Source organism: Arthrobacter sp. NPDC092385, assembly GCF_044755105.1.
GTDB lineage: Bacteria > Actinomycetota > Actinomycetes > Actinomycetales > Micrococcaceae > Arthrobacter_D.
Genome location: NZ_JBIVQL010000010.1, coordinates 110210 through 126739 on the forward strand (window position 1 = coordinate 110210; position 16530 = coordinate 126739).

Consider the following 16530-nt stretch of genomic DNA (forward strand, 5'->3'; position numbering starts at 1 on the left):
ATCAGCGATGAGCAAGGCAAACGACGACGCACGGGTCTCCGGGTCTCTCCAAGCGGACCGTGACGCGTCAGGGGGGCCGGACACGCCGGCCGGCGACAACCCGGGTTCCGTCGACGGCGCCGGTCCGGCGACCACCGACAGCGTGTCCCCGCGCAGCAGCAGGCGGGCCGCCGAGGCTCCGGTCGACGCCGTGCCCGAGCCGAACGCGGAGCGTGAATTGCTGGCGCGCGCCCGTAACCGGGAAGCGCTGCGTGCCTTCCGTGCGCTGGTCGAGGCGCAGGCGACGCCGGGCGACGGTCACACGAGGATCGAGACGCCCACCCGCCGCCAGATGAGGTTGCAGCAATCACAGGGCCGCGCTGTCGCGCCGGCCGCCGACGGGACGGCCGCCGACGGGACGGCCGCCGACGGGACGGCGACGGGCGTACCGCGGTCGCCCGTGCCGGGTGGGCGCAGGGACCGTCGACGCCAGCAGGCGTCTCGGACACCTGCGGTGGGAACGGCCGAGGACGTCGCTACCGACGCGGCCCCCGGCATGAGCGTCGAGGAAGCACTCTCTGCGCGGAAGGCCATCGCCGAGGAGGCCGGCGAACACCTCGCCGCCCTGCAGGCGGCCGGTCCCGACGATCCTTTCAGCGTGGACCTCGAGGTGCTGGCGCAGCAGAAGGCCCTGGCCGAGCGGGCCGCCGTCCTCAACTCGCGGGCGCGGCGGATGCAGGAGCTCTCGGAGCAGAACCAGCAGCGCAGGCCCGTGTCGAACGATCCGGGCGCGGCTGACAACCTGTCCATCATCACTCCGCCCGAGTTCGTCCAGGTGCCGGGTGGATCCCAGTCCGTCCTGCGCGCACCGGCCACGTCCCACATCCCGGTGGTGCTGGCTCGTCCGCAGGAGCCGCCGGCCGCCCCGCCGTCGGAGACCGGGACGGACACCGGCACGGAGGGCGAGGAGACCGCGCCGGAACACGCTGTCATCGCCGATGCCGACGCCGGGACGCAGCCCGTCCAGGCCCGGAGTGCCTTCGGTCTCGAGCCGCTCGATGCCATGACCGCGGGCCTCGGAAGGCTGCGCCGACTGCGCTATATCCAGTATTCGTTGCTCGGTGTGGGCGCAGCCGCGCTCGTAACCGGGATAATAATGACCGTCAGCTCCCTCAATGGGTGAAATTGCTGGCTACACACAAGGAGATCAGTGAGCGCTACCGAACAGTCCATTGGCATTGCCCGCACCGCGGCGCACGCGGCCGTGGACAAGATTGCCCAGGACATCGTTGCCATCGACGTCAGTGACCGGCTGGCCATCACGGATATCTTCGTGATCGCCTCCGCGCCGAGCGAGCGGCAGGTCAACGCGATCGTGGACGGCATCGAGGAGGAGTTGTCGAAGCAGGGCCTCAAGCCGGTGCGGCGCGAAGGTCGCAGCGAGGGCCGTTGGGTCCTCCTCGATTACGCCCAGGTCGTCGTCCACGTCCAGCACGAGGAAGACCGCGTGTTCTACGCCCTCGACAGGCTCTGGAAGGACTGCCCCTCTGTGGACCTCCAGCTCGAGGGAGCACTGCAGAGCTCCCCGCAGGTCGCAGCGTCCGACGACGTCGCGGAGTGACGCGGTACCCCCACGCCGATCCTGAGGCTCGCCGTGTGATCTTCTGGCGTCATGGACGCACGGAGTGGAACCGCTCCGGGCTGTTCCAGGGCCAGGAGGACATCGACCTGGACGAGACGGGTCGTGAGCAGGCGCTGCGAGCGGCAGAGGTGCTCGTCACGCGACAGCCGGCGATGATCGTCTCGTCCGATCTCCGGCGTGCTGCCGATACAGCCGCTGCCCTGGCTGGGCTCAGCGGCGTCGAGGTCACCTTCGACAAGCGGCTGCGCGAGACGGACGCCGGGCAGTGGCAGGGCCTGTCCTTCGCGGAGATCGACGAGCAGTTCGCGGACGACAACGCCGCATGGCGGGGCGGCGACCCCGTGGTGCGCGCGGGCGGCGCGGAGAACCGGCTCGATGTGGGAGAGCGCATGCTGGCTGCGGTCAATGACGCGGTGTCCCGCATCGCGCCGTCGGAGACCCTCGTCATCGTGAGCCATGGCGGGGCCATCAGGGCGGCCCTCGCCGCACTGATGGGACTCCCGCCGGAGCGCTGGGGCACCCTGGCCGGGGTGTCCAACTGCCACTGGTCAGAGGTGCACGAGGTCGTGGGCAGGGCCGGGGCGCTGTTCTCGTGGCAATTGACGGAACACAACGTCGGCCTCGGCTCGCTGCCCGTCGAGCCTCTCGAGGGCTGAGCGGGCCCCGGCCGGCCGATTTGGTGAAGCCGCCAGAATTTACTACACTAATCAAGTTGCTTCGGCGGGGTGAGAACCTCCGGAAGCAGCCGAGTGAGGGGCTATGGCGCAGCTGGTAGCGCACCTGCATGGCATGCAGGGGGTCAGGGGTTCGAATCCCCTTAGCTCCACAACGAACCGCTGGAACGCAGGGCGAAAGCCCTGGTCCGGCGGTTTTTTGTTGCCTCGTCCTGATCCGGCCCTGCAGCTTCTAAGCTCGCTTCATGGGCGATGAGCGAATGGTGATCGAGTGGGATGCTGCACGCGCGAGCAACCGGGAGAACTGGGAAGACCGTGTCCCCCTGCATGAGAAGGCGTACGGGATCGAGGAGCTCGACGAGCCCGACCAGCTGAGCTCCGTCGTCCGGACGGACCTGGAAGCCCTGGAGCCGTTCCTCCCCGGAGGTGTGGTTGCAGGCCTGGACGTGTGCCACCTCCAGTGCCACATCGGCACGGACACGGCGTCGCTGGCCAGGGCAGGAGCGAGGGTGACCGGCGTCGATTTCTCTGCCGCAGCATTGGCATCCGCTGCCGGCCTCGCGAAGCGGTTGGGCCTCGATGCGACGTGGGTGGAGACCGATGTCCTCGATGCTCGCGCCGCAGTGGACGGTGACTTCGACCTCGTCTACACCAGCATCGGGACCATCAACTGGCTGCCGGACCTGGACCGCTGGGCAGCACAGGTAGCCGGACTCCTCCGGCCCGGCGGGACGCTCTACATCCGCGACGGACACCCCGTGCTTTATGCACTCGATGAGCATGCCGACGGCCTGCGCCTTCGGTACCCGTACTTCACCACCGGTCAGGCGCAGGTGTGGGACGAGGAATCGACCTACGCAGGAGAGGGTACGGTCGCCCACGCCCGGACGTACCAGTGGGCGCACCCCTTGTCCGACATCATCAATTCCCTCCTCGGCGCCGATCTGCGGATACTCCGCGTCGACGAGGGGACAACGCTCCCCTGGAAGTTCTCACCCCGCATGGTCGAGGTACCCGGGGGTTTCGCATGGCCGGAATCCGAGCGGGACCTCGTTCCCTGCACCTACACGATCGTCGCCCGGAAACCATGAATACCACGGTGCTCGATCCCGATCCGACCACGCCGGAGATCTCTCACAGCGTCTGAGTCGGCGCTATCGGGGCCATGGTCGTCGTCGTTGTGCCATCGGCCGAAACGCTCAGGCTCCTGCACGTGGTGAAGAACTCGCGAAGCCCGGCCCCGTCGCCTGTCCTGGCCGGCGAGTGCGACGTCGACCGTGCCTGCCTCGAGGACGTCCAGGCGGGCGAAGCTCGAAGGACTGCTCCGACTGTCCTGCCCGCGCCCTTCCGCGCCTTGTCCTCCAGCAGGCAGCGCGGCACACCCACCCGTTACAGCGGCCGCCGCCAGAAAGATGATTGTCCTCGTTCTTCTCATACCTGAGTTCCCCATGGGTAGGAGAATAGCTTCGCCGCCCCCTTTCCCAGCGGATCGCCCAGCACCGGGACCAGCCGCACCGGACAGCCCACTGCCCGCAGGTGGACCGAGTCCTTCACGGGTGTAGGCGGATCAGGACGTTGCCCCGGTACCGGCCCTGAAGGAGCCCGTCCAGGGCGTCCGGCGCCGCTTCCAGTCCGCCGTCGATGATGGTGTGCGGGAAGACGATCTTTCCCTCAGCGAGCCATTGCCCGTAGTGGGATCCCCAGGCTGCGAGCTGCTCCGGGGTGTGGTGGGTGGAGAACGGGCGGATGACCAGTTGCTTGACGATCGCGGTCATGAGGTCCAACCGCGGGGACCCTTCGTTGCCGCCGTCGATCTGCCCGGCAAGCGCCCCACAGAGTGCGAACCTCGCGCCCGGTGCTGCCGCCTGCACGGCGACCTCGAACTGGTCACCACCGACGGTGTCGAAGAAGACATCGATGCCTTCAGGGGCGAGGTGCGCGAGCTGCTCCTGCACGGAGGAGTCCTTGTAGTTGATCCCGGCGTCGAAGCCAAGTCCATCGACGAGGTAGCGGACCTTTCCCGCGCTGCCCGCACTACCGATGACCTTGGCCGCTCCTCGTGCCTTCGCGATCTGCCCCGCCAGGGACCCGACCCCACCGGCCGCTCCGCTGACGAACACCACATCGCCCTCGCGGACACCCGCTATGTCCACCATTCCGTGGTAGGCGGTCACGCCCTGATTCAGGACGTACTCCCGGCCCGGCAGGTACTCCACGGGCACCGGGTAGAACGCTGCGGCCTGATCCACGCATTCCTCCTGCCACCCCGACATGTGCTGCACCACGGTGCCGACCGGGAGATCCGCGCTGGACTCGGAGACCGTACCCACAGCGGCTCCCCACAACGGTTCGTTCAAGGAGTAGGCGGGCATGGGCAGCCCTGGATCCTCACTCATGAGATCAGCCATCACAGCGGCGATCTGCATGAACTCGTTGCGGACCCTCACCTGTCCCGCCTGCAACGGGACTCGGGCAGACTCCCGGATGCTCACGCAGCTCGACGGGAGGATATCCGGACCCGGACGGTGTCTTGACAGGACAGCTTCGCGGGTAGTTGCGGATGGGACAGACGACATGAGGTTCACCCTTGCTGGAGGAGGCGTGCCCGGTTCGCAACCGGATGACAGCCACGGTAGGAGGGGTACCGGACAGGTCTTGTCCTATAGGGCAGGCAGGATGAGGTGTATGTGGGACACCTCCGAACGGCTGCTGAAACTCCTGTCCCTGCTGCAACAAGCGGACACATGGACCTCGAACGCGCTCTGCGATGAACTATCGGTGACAGCCCGCACGGTCAGCAGGGATATTGTCCGGCTCAGGAATCTCGGCTACCCCGTCATCACGACGAAAGGCGTCGGGGGTGGATACACGCTCCAACGGGGAGCTTCCATACCACCCATCATGTTCAGCCTCGACGAAGCCGCAGCGGTCCTGCTCGCCCTGCGGCCCGCCCCAACGCCAGGTGCCACCCCTGATGCTCACGCCGCCATGGCCCTGGGAAAGGTGCAACAAGCCCTGCCTCGACCAGTGAGAGCTGCCATGCAGGCACTCGTGACTCACAGCACCTCCGTGGACCTCGGGCAGCCCATCACCGACAGCAGCCCGAGTGCTGACCCGGCGGTGGTCGTTCTCCTGGCCCGATCCTGCCGTGACCGCAGGCAGGTCACCTGCACGTACCGACACCACAACGGGAACACACGAGCACGCCGTCTGGAGCCCCTCGGCCTCGTCCACACCATGAACCGCTGGTACCTTGTCGCCTACTGCACCGACGACGACGCCTGGGCCACCCTCCGCGTCGACCGGATCACGGACGCAGCACTCTCGGCCCACCCCTCCCATGCCAGGCAACCACCGTCGGGAAACCTCGACGACTACGTGAGCCGGGCCGTGTCCAAGGGTTGGCAACGCGTCACAGCAACCGTCCGGGTCCATGCACCGAAAGCAGACGTAACCCGTTGGGTGTCCCCAGCGTGGGGCACCGTCACAGAAGAAACACCCACCACCTGTATCGTGCACGCCGGAGCCGACACCTACGACTCCATGGCCCGCTGGCTGCTACTCACCGCAGCGGACATCACCGTCATCGCCCCACCGAAACTCACACAGGCCTTCCACCGCATCGCAGCCCAGGCACTACGAACCACGACAGCCCTGGGACAGCTCGACAGCAGACACGGTGGTTGATCGGGCGACGATCGATCCAGGAACAGATCGCCGGTGGCCGAGGGCCCTGGTGTTGTGGGCGTACACGCCCAGCTGCAGGTCATCTGCCGTAGTTGGGCGCAACGCCATCCACGTACCCAGTTGTGCCGGCAGCTGTCACCGGCCCTTGCGGAAGTGCTGACCCTCGCGCGAGTGCGCAGTCAGGGAACCGGGAATGCCGACGACCTTCGCGAGGCCGGCGAGGCATCCGATGATGACGACCGAGAGGACGGCGAGCAGCGGGACGTTCGGACCCTGCTGGGAGTCGACGGGCTCGAGCGCGACGGCTTCCGGGGTCGCCGTCGCCGAGGCGGCGGGAGTCGCGCGAGGTGTCACTGACGGCGATGCTGACGGCGACGCCTTCACCGTGGCTGTCTCGGTCGGCGGGACCTCTGCTGCTGGTTCGTCGGGTGGCTGCACCTCTTCCACCACCACCTCGGGCGCCAGCTCCGGCACTGCGGGGGGCAGGATCGACGGTCCGACCTGCTGGATGGGCTGCACGGGCTGGATGTTCACAGGTGCCGGAGCAGGTGCCGGAGCAGGCACATTCTGGATGGGTGCTGGGGCGGGCTCAGGTGTTTGGGTAGGCTCCGGCGCCGGTGGGGGCGTCGGATCCACAGGAGCCTGGGTGGTTTCGGTCGGGACTGATGTCGGGGTCGGCGTCGGCTCAGGGTCCGGCGTGCCGGTGCCAGGAGGGGATGTGGGGGTATTGTCAGGCACGCACTTCACCGTGCCGTTGGGCAACGTCGTGCACTCCTCGGCCGCCGACGCCGCCGGCGCTCCGAGGATCAGGCCGCCGAGCATGACGGCGGCGGCAGCGGACAGTGCCCGGTTCAGATGCTTGCTCAAAGGACTCCCCAGTCTGCAGGCCTTGTGCCTGTGCCGCCAGTGTATCGGCAGGTGCCCGGGAGGGTACACCTGCCGATACACTGGCGGCACGATGGCATGGCACGGTAGGTGACCGTCCCGCGTCCCGTCAGGGAACGGTCAACCCCGCGAAGGCACCGCGGTAGGCCGCCGCGGGGTGACGGGCGGGTAGCTGGGCATCCTCGCCGAAGAACTTCTCCCGCAGCGTTCCGTCCCGGTACTCGGTCTGGGCCAGGCCCCGCTTGCGGAGCTCCGGAAGCACACCCTCGATGAAGTCGTCGTAGGACCCGGGGATGATTTGGTTGATGATGTTGATGCCGTCGATACCCGCCTCCTGCCAGGCCTCCAGCTGGTCGACGATCTGCTCGGGTGTGCCGGCCATCTGCTGGTTGTAGGCGCGGTAACGGGCGAGGTCCGCGATGGTCGGATTGCCTCCCGGGACCGAGGCGAAGACGGACTCCAGGACTCCGCGGGCGCCGTCGGTGCGCAGGTCGCCGAGGGCGGTGTCGAGCGGCAGGCCGCCGAGGTCGACGCCGATCCCGCCGCCGATGTGCGCCACGATCATGTCCAGGTCGAGGTGCTCGTCGTAGTCCGCCTGCTTGGCCCTGACTTCTGCCTCGGTGGATCCGACGACGAAGGACAGTCCCGCGAAGAACTTGATGTCCTCGTCGCGGCGTCCGAGCTCGCGCGCGGTCGCCCGCACCGCCGAGGTGACCTTCCTGACGTAGCCGACGTTCGGCGCGAAGAGGAAGGCAGCTTCGGCGTTGGCAGCGGCGAAATGCTGCCCCCTGCCGGAGGAACCGGCCTGGAACAGCAGGGGAGTGCGCTGGGGGGAGGGGGCCACCAGGTGCGGGCCTTCCACCGAGTAGCGGGCGCCGTCGTGGTTGATCTTGTGGACCTTCGACGCGTCCGCGTGACGCCCGCTGCGTTTGTCCTGCACCAGCGCGCCCTCGTCCCAGGATCCCTCCCACAGCTTGTAGCAGACCTCGAGGTACTCGTCGGCCCAGTCGTAGCGGCTGTCGTGCTCGAGGAGTCCGTCGCTGCCGAAGTTCCGGAAGGAGTTCTCCAGCACGCTGGTGACGATGTTCCAGGCGACCCGCCCGTTGCTCAGGTGGTCCAGGGTGGAGAGTTGGCGGGCGAACTGGAACGGGTGGGCCTGGACGACCGAGCTGGTCAGGGCCAGGCCGAGGTGTTCGGTCGTCGCGGCCAGGGCGGACTGCAGGACCAGGGGATCGCTCGCGGGGAACTGCAGGCCCCGCTCCACGTGGGAGTCCCAGCCGCCGCCGTGATCGCCGTAGAGCCCGACGACGTCGGCGAGGAACAGGGCGTCGAACTTCGCGTCCTCGAGGCGCCGGGCGAGGTCGGTCCAGAGTCCGAGTTCGTTGAAGCGGTGCTGCTGGGCCTCGGGGTGGCGCCACTGTCCGCCGAGGATGTGGCTGGTGGTGTTCATGGCGAAGGCACTGAGGAGCAGCCGGGGCCGTTCGGAGAAGACGGACATCAGGGGGTACCTCCGGTGGTGGTCGAGTGCGGGACGGCGTCGCCGATGCTGTTCAGCCCGGTGGGGATGGTGCCGTTGATGAAGTAGTCGCCGACGGACCGTGCCTTGAAGATCGCCGGGTTGTGGGTCGCGACGGTTCTCGCGTTGCGCCAGTGCCGGTCCAGGGCCTTCTCCGTGCTGACGGAGGACGCCCCCGTGACGTCGAAGAGTTCACCGGTCGCGGCGAGGATGAGCGGAGGGACGGCGACGTGTGCCTGCTGGACGGCGAGCTCGGCGCGCAGGAAGGCGTCCTCCGGTGAGAGGCCCAGCGACGGGTCGACGGCGGCGTCGAGGTCCCGAGCAGCCGCGGTCACGATCGCCTCGGCGGCGTAGACCTTCGACGCGAGGAGGCCGACGTGTTCCTGGATCTGCGCATCGTCTCGGAACAGGCCGCCGGAGCCCGTGTTGAAGGTGCGCGTCCGGGCGCTGACGAGGCTGCCGGCATCACGGAGCGCAGCACGCCCGATGCCCGCCAGCACGGCGAGGAGCACGAGTTGGAAGAACGCGGGTTCCATGGTGCTGCTCACCTTGCGCTGCAGGATGTCCCCGGTCTCGACCGGGACCCTGTCGAAGAGGGCCGTCCCCGTGCCGGTCAGCGGCTGGCCGAAGCCGTCCCAGTCGTCGACGATCGTGACGCGGGGGTGGTCGGCTGCCACGAGTGCGTACTGCCGTCCCTCGACGCCGTGGGTGCTGGCCATGACCACGACCCAGTCGGCGAAGATGCTGCCGGTCGTGTAGTACTTCTCGCCGGTGAGGTACCACGTCCCGTCCTCCCGGTGCAGGGTCGTCCGGGTTGTGCCCAGGGCATTGCCGGCGCGCTCGGTCGCCGCGTTGCCGAAGATCTGCCCGGCCGCGATCCGCGGGAACCACCGGTCCTGGAACTCGGGGGACTGGAGGGCGGCCGTCTCCACGAAGGAGAAGTGGGAGCGCAGCAGGTGGGAGACGTTCGAGTCCGCCTCGGCCAGTTCGATCAGCAGCCGGAACAGGTGCTCGTGGCTCACCGGGTCGCCGCCGAACCGCGCCGGGACTCGAAGCGTCGTGAAGCCCGACTCCTTCAGCCAGGCGACCTGCTCGAAGGGCAGGGTGCGGCTCCGCTCGCGGTCGAGCGTTCCTTCCGCGATGCGGCGGAAGACCGGCCGAAAGCGGGCGGCGAGTTCCGCGTAGCGGGCTTCGCCCGAGATCGCCGTGCCGGAGCCCGGGCCCCCCGTTGTACTGGGCGGGGTCGTGGTGGTGGTCATGATGGCGTCCTTAGGGTGCGGGGAGGAGGAGGCGGGGGTTGCCGGACTGGGCTGCGGCCCGGAGGCGGTGACCGGGATTGGACGCGAGGAGAAGCTGCGTGTACTCGTTGCCCGGACTGCCGAAGATGCCTGCCGTGGGGCCGGTCTCCACGAGCTTCCCCCGCCGCATGACGCCGACCGTCGTCGAGATCTGCTCCACGACATGCAGGTCGTGCGAGATGAAGAGGTAGGTCAGCCCGAGGTCCTGCTGCAGGTCCCGGAGGAGTTTCAGGATCTGGGCCTGCGTGAGCACGTCGAGGGCGGACAGCGCTTCGTCCAGTACCAGCGTCCGCGCACCCAGGGCGAGCGCCCGCGCGATGGCGACGCGCTGTCGCTGGCCGCCCGAGAGTTCGGGGGGATGATTGCCGGCGAGGCCCGCCGGCAGGTTGACCTGGTCGAGCAGTTCGGTGACGCGTCTCCTGCGCTCGGCGCGGGTGCCGATCCGGTAGTTCAGGAGCGGCTCACCCACGATGTCGCTGATGCGCAGACGGGGGTCCAGGGCCGAGTCGGGGTTCTGGTAGACGAGCTGGAGAGTGCGCCACAGATCCCGCTTCTGCTGCCGGGAGGCGTCGGTCACGTCCTCGCCGTGGATGAGCACCCGGCCGGCGGTGGGATCGAGGAGACGCAGGATCAGGCGTGCCGTGGTGGACTTCCCGGACCCGGACTCGCCGACGAGGGAGAAGGTGGAGCCCTGGGCGATGGTGAACGAGACGTCGTCCACCGCCCGGCGGTCCTCCCCGGCACGGTGGAAGTCCTTCGTCAGCCCACGGACCTCGATTGCGGGTGTCGTCTCGGCTTCGATCTCGGAGGGGGTCCGCGCTTCCGCGGGGAGCCGGTGCGGTGACGCCTCCTCGAGCAGCCGCGCCGTGTAGTCGTTCTCCGGTCCGGCGAGGATCTGCGCCACAGGGCGGTCCTCCACGATCAGGCCGCGCTGCATGACGACGATCCGTACGGCGTGGTCGGTGGCTACCGCCAGGTCGTGCGTGACGAAGAGCACCGCTGTGTGGAACTCCTGCGCGAGGCGCTCGAAGACCTCGAGGATCTTCGCCTGGACCGTGACGTCGAGTGCCGAGGTGGGCTCGTCGGCGATGAGCAGCTCAGGCCTGAGGCTGAAGGCGATGGCGATGAGGACGCGCTGCTTCAGCCCGCCCGACAACTCGTGCGGATACTGCTTCAGGCGTCGCTCCGGGTCGTCGATCCCGACGAGCTCGAGCAGGCGGATCACCTCGGCCCGGAGGGACCGGCGGGAGCGACGGGGACCACCGCCGGGATGCAGCCGGAAGACCTCCGAGAGCTGGGAACCGATGGTCTTGACCGGGTCGAGCGAGGCGCCGGGGTCCTGCGGCACCAGCCCGATCCGGACTCCCCGGATCTTCTCGAGGTCCTTCTCCCGGGTGGATGTCAGGTCGGTGCCGCCCAGCGAGATCGAGCCGGCGGTACGCAGGGCTGCTGCCGGCAGAAGTCCGATGATCGACTTCGCGAGCGTCGACTTGCCGGATCCCGACTCCCCGACCAGTGCGACGATCTCGCCGCGGTGGACGGTGAGGTCGACGCCGTCGAGGGCCGTCGTCGCCGTGTCCCCGTGGCCGTACGCGATCCGCAGCCCGCGCACGGCGAGCAGGGGACCGTCGGGGACAGGACCGACGTCGGCGGGGACGGGGGAGCGGTCCGTGCTGGTGACTGCTGTTCCGGTGTTCATGGCGCTCCTCGCTAGATTCGGAAGGTCTTCAACAGCTGCCGCCCCAGGGCTGCCAGCAGGATCACGGCGAGCACGATGACGACGCCGGGCAGGGAGGTCAGCCACCAGGCGCTGCCGAGGTACTGGCGTCCCTCAGCGATCAGCAGCCCCCATTCCGGCGTCGGCGGGGGAGCGCCGAACCCCAGGAAGCCGAGTCCGGAGATGGCGAGGATGGCCGCCCCGAGGTCGACGGCGAGCAGCGCCAGCACGGGCCCGCTCGCGTTGGGCAGGAGGTGGCGGCGCACCACGGACCAGTAGGTGCCGCCATTGAGGAAGGACGCCTCCACGAAGTCGAGGTTCCGCACGCGGAGTACTTCGGACCGCACGACGCGAGCGAAGGAGGCGATGGAGGCGATACCGACACCGACCCCCAGCGAGACGGGCCCCGGGCTGAACGCCGTGACGATGATCAGCGAGATGAGGAACCCCGGCACCGCGAGCAGCACGTCGACCAGGCGCATCGCGACCGCATCGGTGGCACGGCCGGCGGTCGCGGCGGCGAGTCCTATCGCGGTTCCGGCGACCAGGCCGATCAGCACGGCGAGGCCTGCGGTCAGGAGCGTCTGCCGGGTCCCGTGGACGACGCGGGCGAACACGTCGCGGCCGAGGTGGTCCGTCCCGAAGGGATGTGCTGCGCTCGGAGCCTGGAAGTTGTCGCTGGGAACGCCGTCGAGCGGACTGAACTCCGTGAACCACCCGGGCACCAGTGCCCAGCCGAGAATCACGATCAGCGGGAGGGCCGTCAACCAGAGGTACGGGTTCCCTGTCCGGCGGCGACGTCGGCGGGCGGGCCGCACGGTCTGTTCCTGGGGACCGCCCGCTGCGGGGAGGAGTTCATGAGCGGCGGGAGCCGTCGTCGTTCCGGGCGTGGGAACCGCCGGCGGAGCATCACTGGTGGAAGGCATGGAGGGATCTCAATCCTGTCGGGGGATCAGGCAGCCAGGGCGCGAGGGGCGCCCTGGCCGCCGCTCTTGAGGATGCGGGGATCGAGCAGCGGGTACAGCAGGTCGACCACGAGGTTGACCGACACGAACACGGTCGCCGTCAGGAGGACGAGTCCCTGGACCAGCGGAACGTCCTGGGTGGTGACGGCCTGCAGGACGACCGAGCCGAGGCCCGACCGTGCGAACACCGTCTCGGTGATGACCGAGCCGGCGAACAGCGTCCCGACTGTGATGCCGGTGATCGTCAGCGCCGGGCCCGCGGCGTTCTTCAGTCCGTGCCGGAAGAAGATCCAGGACCGGGAGGCCCCTTTCGCCCGGAGCACGTCGATGAAGGGCTGCTCATAGACGTGGTTGATGCTCTTGAGCAGGACCTGGGCCATGGGCGCCGAGACGACGACGGCGAGGACGAGCACGGGGACCGCGAGTGACAGGAAGGAGCCGTCCGGGAACAGGGACATGACTCCCCACCGGATGGAGAGCAGTTCGAGCAGGACCAGCCCGAGCCAGAACACCGGGATGGCGGAGAACAGCGGAGGCAGGTTCACCAGGAAGCGCTGCAGGGCGGCGGCCCTGGTGAGGGTCGCCGCGGCGACGAGCGTGACGGCGATGGCCACGGCGGTGACGAACGCCGAGCTCGCCAACAGGACGGTGGACCCGGCCACCCCGCTGATCCGGTCCCTCACGGACTCGCCGGATGCCAGCGAATAGCCGAAATCCCCGCTGAGCAGCCCGAGCAGCTGGTGCACATACTGCACCGGCAGCGGCTGGTCATACCCGTACTGGCTCTTCATGGTGTCGATCGCGGCCTGGTCGACCGCCGAGTCCACCGTCAGGAAGATCGTGACCGGATCGCTGGGAAGGAGCTGCACTGCGAGGAACACGAGGGTGTAGGCGAGCCAGACGACGAGGAGCGCCTGGCCCGCCCGCTGCGCGAGGTAGCGTGCCACCGGTGCTAGCCGCCCGTTTTCCAGGCGCCCTGGAACACGGGAGCCGTGCCGGAGGTGAAGTCGACATGGGTGTCGCGGTGCGCACCGTACACCTGGACCTCGTCCCACAGCACCAGCGAGTAGGCCTTGTCCACCACCAGTGCCTGCTGCTCCTGGGCCAGCAGGTCGTCCCGCTCGGCGCCGGGAGCGGCGGCACGCTCGGCGGCGAAGAGCGTATTGAGGGCCGGATCGCTGGTGTGGGTCATGGTGTTGTTCGCGGGTTCGAAGATCGGTCCGAGGCCGCCGTAGATGAACTGGCGGGTGCCGAAGAACTCGACCTGCGGATCAGGCATCGCCGTCGCCAGGAAGGTGTTGTCTCCGGCACGGTTGTTGAGCTTGACGCCGATCTCGCGCCACTGCTGCTCGATCAGTTCGAAGGCCGGCTTGATGACGACGGAGTTGTTGGAGCTGGTGACCGTGACCTCGAGCTTCACGCCGTCCTTCTCGCGGATGCCGTCCGCGCCCACCGTCCAGCCCGCGTCGTCGAGCAGCTTCTTCGACTCCTCCGGCTGGTATTTGAGCTCCTCGGAGAGGTCGACGAAGCCCGGGGCCTTGTGGTTCAGCACGGAGGCGGAGAGTACGTAGCTGTCGGACAGGACGGTGTCCTTGATGCTGTGGCGGTCGATGCCGATCTGCAGCGCCCGCCGCACGTCCTCATCGGCGAGCTTGCCGCTGCCGACGCGGACCGCAGCCATGTTGGCGGTGAGGTCCACCCCTTCGGCGGGCAGGACCTGGTTGCCACTTCCTGCCAGGGCCTTCTCATCGAGGGGCTGCAGGCCGCGTACCAGGTCGACCTGGCCGGACTGGACGGCGCCGGCGCGGTGCGCCACCTCGGGGAGGTACTTGACGACGACCTTGTCCAGGTAGGCATCCCCCTGGTTCTCGGCGGTCTCCGGCGCCCACGCGTAGTCCGACCGCTTGGCGAGGACCACCTCTTCGTCCGGCTTCTCGGATTCGAACACGAAGGGACCGGATCCCGAGATCTTCGCGATCGCGGACTGTCCGGCCGCGTCGAGCTTCAGGGTCTCGGGGGAGACCAGTCCCGCGGTGACCGAGGACGTCGCCCTCAGGAAGTTCGAGTTGGGCGAGGCCAGGGTCACCTTCACCTGGTCCTCCCCGACGACCTCCGCCGACTGGTAGCCGGCGAAGTCGACGTTCGGCTGGATCTGGGCGTTCGGCACGCCGAGGCCGAGGGCATCGAGGTTGAGTTTGACCGCGGCGGCGTCCAGGGGGCTTCCGTCGCTGAACGTCACACCGGGGCGGATCGTGAAGGTGAACTGCGTCGCATCCGCACTGCTGGTGAACTCCGAGGCGATCCACGGAACGACCTCGCCCTGCTCGGCGTCGAAGTAGGTCAGCCTGTCCAGCACGCTGTTGAGCACGTTGGACTTCTCGTAGAAGCGGGCTGCCTGGGTCTGCCAGTTGTTGATGGGTGTCACCTCGGCGTAGACCAGCGTGCCCCCTTCGACCGGTTCTCCCGAGCCGGAGTCCTGGCCTGCGCTGGTGTCGGCCGTCGAGCCGCACGCGGTGAGTGCGAGTGCCGCGAGGCCCAGGACGGCGGTGATGCGCCAGGACCGTCGCGGTGGGGTGGGGAGCTGCGACTCTCGGTCGTAGCGGGAAACGGTGGGGGAAGTCATGCCGGTCCTCTCAGTCGTGATCGAGGGCCCTTCGTTCATGCACGCCGGAGTCCGGACCGCCTGAAGTGCGGTCGGAACCAACGGGGGGAACGAGGTCTTCTCCATCGGTCCTGGCAGTAGCACCGGCCCCGGAGGGGTGGTTGCTGCGGCTTCAACGAGCCAGGTCTCTCAGCCGCTCTGGATGGTGTGTCTGTCCCGGGGAGCGAACCCTGCGGACTATCGCATGTAATCGCAGATCAGCCGGGCGATCAAGATCCGCAGGACATCAGGCGACATATTCGGTCATCCGCCGTAACAGGAGGAATGCTGTGGCGGACGCGCTCCCTCAGCGGGCCGAGGCCGGCAGGGTGAGGATCTCGGCGCCGGACTCGGTGATGGCGATGGTGTGCTCGCTGTGCGCCGTCCGGCAGCCGGTGGCGCTTCGGAGCGTCCAGCCGTCGGGGTCCGTGATGAGTTCGGCGGTGTCGGCCATGATCCACGGCTCCAGGGCGAGCATCAGCCCCGGGCGCAGGACGAAGCCCCTGCCCGGGCGGCCGGTATTCGCGATGTGCGGGTCCTGGTGCATCGTGGAGCCGATGCCGTGGCCCCCGAACTGGGTGTTGATCGGGTAGCCTGCCTCGCCGAGCACGGATCCGATGGCATGGGAGATGTCCCCGATCCGCGCACCCGGTCCGGCGACCGCTATCCCCGCAGCCAGTGCTCGTTCTGTGGTGCTGATCATCGCGACGCTCTCCGGAGGCGCGGAGTCGCCGATGATGAAGCTGATGGCGGAGTCCGCCGCGACCCCGCCCTTGATGACGGCGATGTCGAGTGTCAGCAGGTCGCCGTCGGCGAGCGCGTAGTCGTGCGGCAGTCCGTGGAGGACGGCGTCGTTCACGGAGGTGCAGATGTAGTGGCCGAACGGCCCGCGCCCGAAGGAGGGCGCGTAATCGACGTAGCAGGACTGCGCTCCGGCCTCGAGGATCATCGCCTGGGCCCAGCGGTCGATGTCGAGGAGGTTCGTGCCGACGGTGCTCCGGCTCCTGACGCTCTGCAGGATGTCGGCGACCAGCGCACCCGTCACTTTCGCCCGGTCCAGCTCGGTGCGGTTGAGGATCTCGATCATGGGGTGCCTTCCACCGTGGACCAATAACTATCCCGGCCATATTATCCCGGTACTAGAATCGGGGCCATGGTCAGATTGCCGCTCACATCCGCCGAGGTCGAGCGCGGGCAGCGCCTCGGGGCCCTGCTCCGTCGGGCCAGGGGGGAGCGTTCCATGCTCGAGACCGCGCTCGACGCCGGTGTCTCCCCGGAGACCCTGCGCAAGATCGAGTCGGGCCGCGTCGCCACCCCTGCCTTTCCCACCATCGCCGCCGTCGCCGACGTCCTCGGCCTGTCGCTCGACGAGTTGTGGGCCGAGGTCAGCCGGCCCGAACCGGGTGCCGCCCCGAGCGCCTCCGGTTCCGGGGCTCTTCGCAGTTGAGGGTGTAGTCGAGGGTCGGCGGCTGGTTCGTGGATAGACGTCGAGGTCTTCCAGGATGGAAGTTCTCACACTGCCCATC

Annotated in this window: 15 protein-coding genes, 1 tRNA gene and 1 riboswitch; of the genes, 7 read left to right on the plus strand and 9 right to left on the minus strand. The window is 68.4% G+C overall.

What is annotated here, in order from left to right:
• Window positions 1-7: 7 nt before the first annotated feature.
• From ACIQCY_RS13790 to ACIQCY_RS13810, 5 genes are all read left to right on the plus strand, one after another.
• A complete protein-coding gene (locus ACIQCY_RS13790) occupies window positions 8-1162 on the plus strand; it encodes a hypothetical protein (RefSeq protein WP_400484460.1) in 1155 nt (384 codons plus the stop codon).
• A gap of 27 nt (window positions 1163-1189) precedes the next feature.
• A complete protein-coding gene (gene rsfS / locus ACIQCY_RS13795; protein ID WP_400484461.1) occupies window positions 1190-1600 on the plus strand; it encodes a ribosome silencing factor in 411 nt (136 codons plus the stop codon).
• 35 nt (window positions 1601-1635) lie between these two features.
• Window positions 1636-2277 carry a histidine phosphatase family protein gene (locus ACIQCY_RS13800; RefSeq protein ID WP_400484462.1) on the plus strand — a complete coding sequence of 214 codons (642 nt, stop codon included), beginning with the start codon at window positions 1636-1638 and terminating at the stop codon, window positions 2275-2277.
• A 97-nt stretch (window positions 2278-2374) separates the two neighbouring features.
• Window positions 2375-2447 (plus strand) — tRNA-Ala (locus ACIQCY_RS13805).
• A gap of 93 nt (window positions 2448-2540) precedes the next feature.
• Complete coding sequence (locus tag ACIQCY_RS13810) at window positions 2541-3386, plus strand: class I SAM-dependent methyltransferase (protein ID WP_400484463.1); 846 nt, start codon at window positions 2541-2543, stop codon at window positions 3384-3386.
• Between the two features lie 459 nt (window positions 3387-3845).
• On the opposite strand, the gene ACIQCY_RS13815 is transcribed toward ACIQCY_RS13810, so the two are convergent.
• The gene (locus ACIQCY_RS13815) at window positions 3846-4871 is read right to left on the minus strand and encodes an MDR family NADP-dependent oxidoreductase (protein ID WP_400484464.1); all 1026 of its coding nucleotides are present in this window, start codon (window positions 4869-4871) and stop codon (window positions 3846-3848) included.
• On the opposite strand from ACIQCY_RS13815, the gene ACIQCY_RS13820 reads away from it, so the two are divergent.
• Window positions 4780-5982, plus strand: coding sequence for a helix-turn-helix transcriptional regulator (locus tag ACIQCY_RS13820; RefSeq protein ID WP_400484465.1), 1203 nt, complete (start codon window positions 4780-4782; stop codon window positions 5980-5982). The two genes, ACIQCY_RS13815 and ACIQCY_RS13820, sit on opposite strands and share 92 nt — an antisense overlap.
• Window positions 5983-6117: 135 nt before the next feature.
• Here the strand turns inward: ACIQCY_RS13820 and ACIQCY_RS13825 are convergent, their stop codons facing one another.
• From ACIQCY_RS13825 to map, 8 genes are all read right to left on the minus strand, one after another.
• Window positions 6118-6516 (minus strand): hypothetical protein, encoded by a 399-nt coding sequence (locus tag ACIQCY_RS13825; protein WP_400484466.1) that lies wholly within the window; start codon window positions 6514-6516, stop codon window positions 6118-6120.
• A gap of 460 nt (window positions 6517-6976) precedes the next feature.
• Complete coding sequence (locus tag ACIQCY_RS13830) at window positions 6977-8365, minus strand: NtaA/DmoA family FMN-dependent monooxygenase (protein WP_400484467.1); 1389 nt, start codon at window positions 8363-8365, stop codon at window positions 6977-6979.
• Window positions 8365-9642: an acyl-CoA dehydrogenase family protein gene (locus tag ACIQCY_RS13835; RefSeq protein ID WP_400484468.1), complete on the minus strand. Its 1278-nt coding sequence runs from the start codon at window positions 9640-9642 to the stop codon at window positions 8365-8367. Before ACIQCY_RS13835 ends, ACIQCY_RS13830 begins: the two co-directional genes overlap by 1 nt.
• Window positions 9643-9652: 10 nt before the next feature.
• Window positions 9653-11380 carry a dipeptide ABC transporter ATP-binding protein gene (locus ACIQCY_RS13840; protein ID WP_400484469.1) on the minus strand — a complete coding sequence of 576 codons (1728 nt, stop codon included), beginning with the start codon at window positions 11378-11380 and terminating at the stop codon, window positions 9653-9655.
• 11 nt (window positions 11381-11391) lie between these two features.
• Window positions 11392-12324, minus strand: coding sequence for an ABC transporter permease (locus ACIQCY_RS13845; protein ID WP_400484470.1), 933 nt, complete (start codon window positions 12322-12324; stop codon window positions 11392-11394).
• A gap of 26 nt (window positions 12325-12350) precedes the next feature.
• The gene (locus ACIQCY_RS13850) at window positions 12351-13310 is read right to left on the minus strand and encodes an ABC transporter permease (RefSeq protein ID WP_400484471.1); all 960 of its coding nucleotides are present in this window, start codon (window positions 13308-13310) and stop codon (window positions 12351-12353) included.
• A 5-nt stretch (window positions 13311-13315) separates the two neighbouring features.
• Window positions 13316-14986, minus strand: a complete 1671-nt coding sequence (locus ACIQCY_RS13855) for an ABC transporter substrate-binding protein (RefSeq protein ID WP_400484472.1) — start codon at window positions 14984-14986, stop codon at window positions 13316-13318.
• Between the two features lie 98 nt (window positions 14987-15084).
• A riboswitch (SAM riboswitch) is annotated at window positions 15085-15174 on the minus strand.
• Between the two features lie 137 nt (window positions 15175-15311).
• On the minus strand, window positions 15312-16091 hold the full coding sequence (gene map / locus ACIQCY_RS13860; protein ID WP_400484473.1) for a type I methionyl aminopeptidase: 780 nt from the start codon (window positions 16089-16091) through the stop codon (window positions 15312-15314).
• Window positions 16092-16157: 66 nt separating this feature from the next.
• On the opposite strand from map, the gene ACIQCY_RS13865 reads away from it, so the two are divergent.
• Window positions 16158-16451 (plus strand): helix-turn-helix domain-containing protein, encoded by a 294-nt coding sequence (locus tag ACIQCY_RS13865; protein WP_400484474.1) that lies wholly within the window; start codon window positions 16158-16160, stop codon window positions 16449-16451.
• Window positions 16452-16530: the final 79 nt, after the last annotated feature.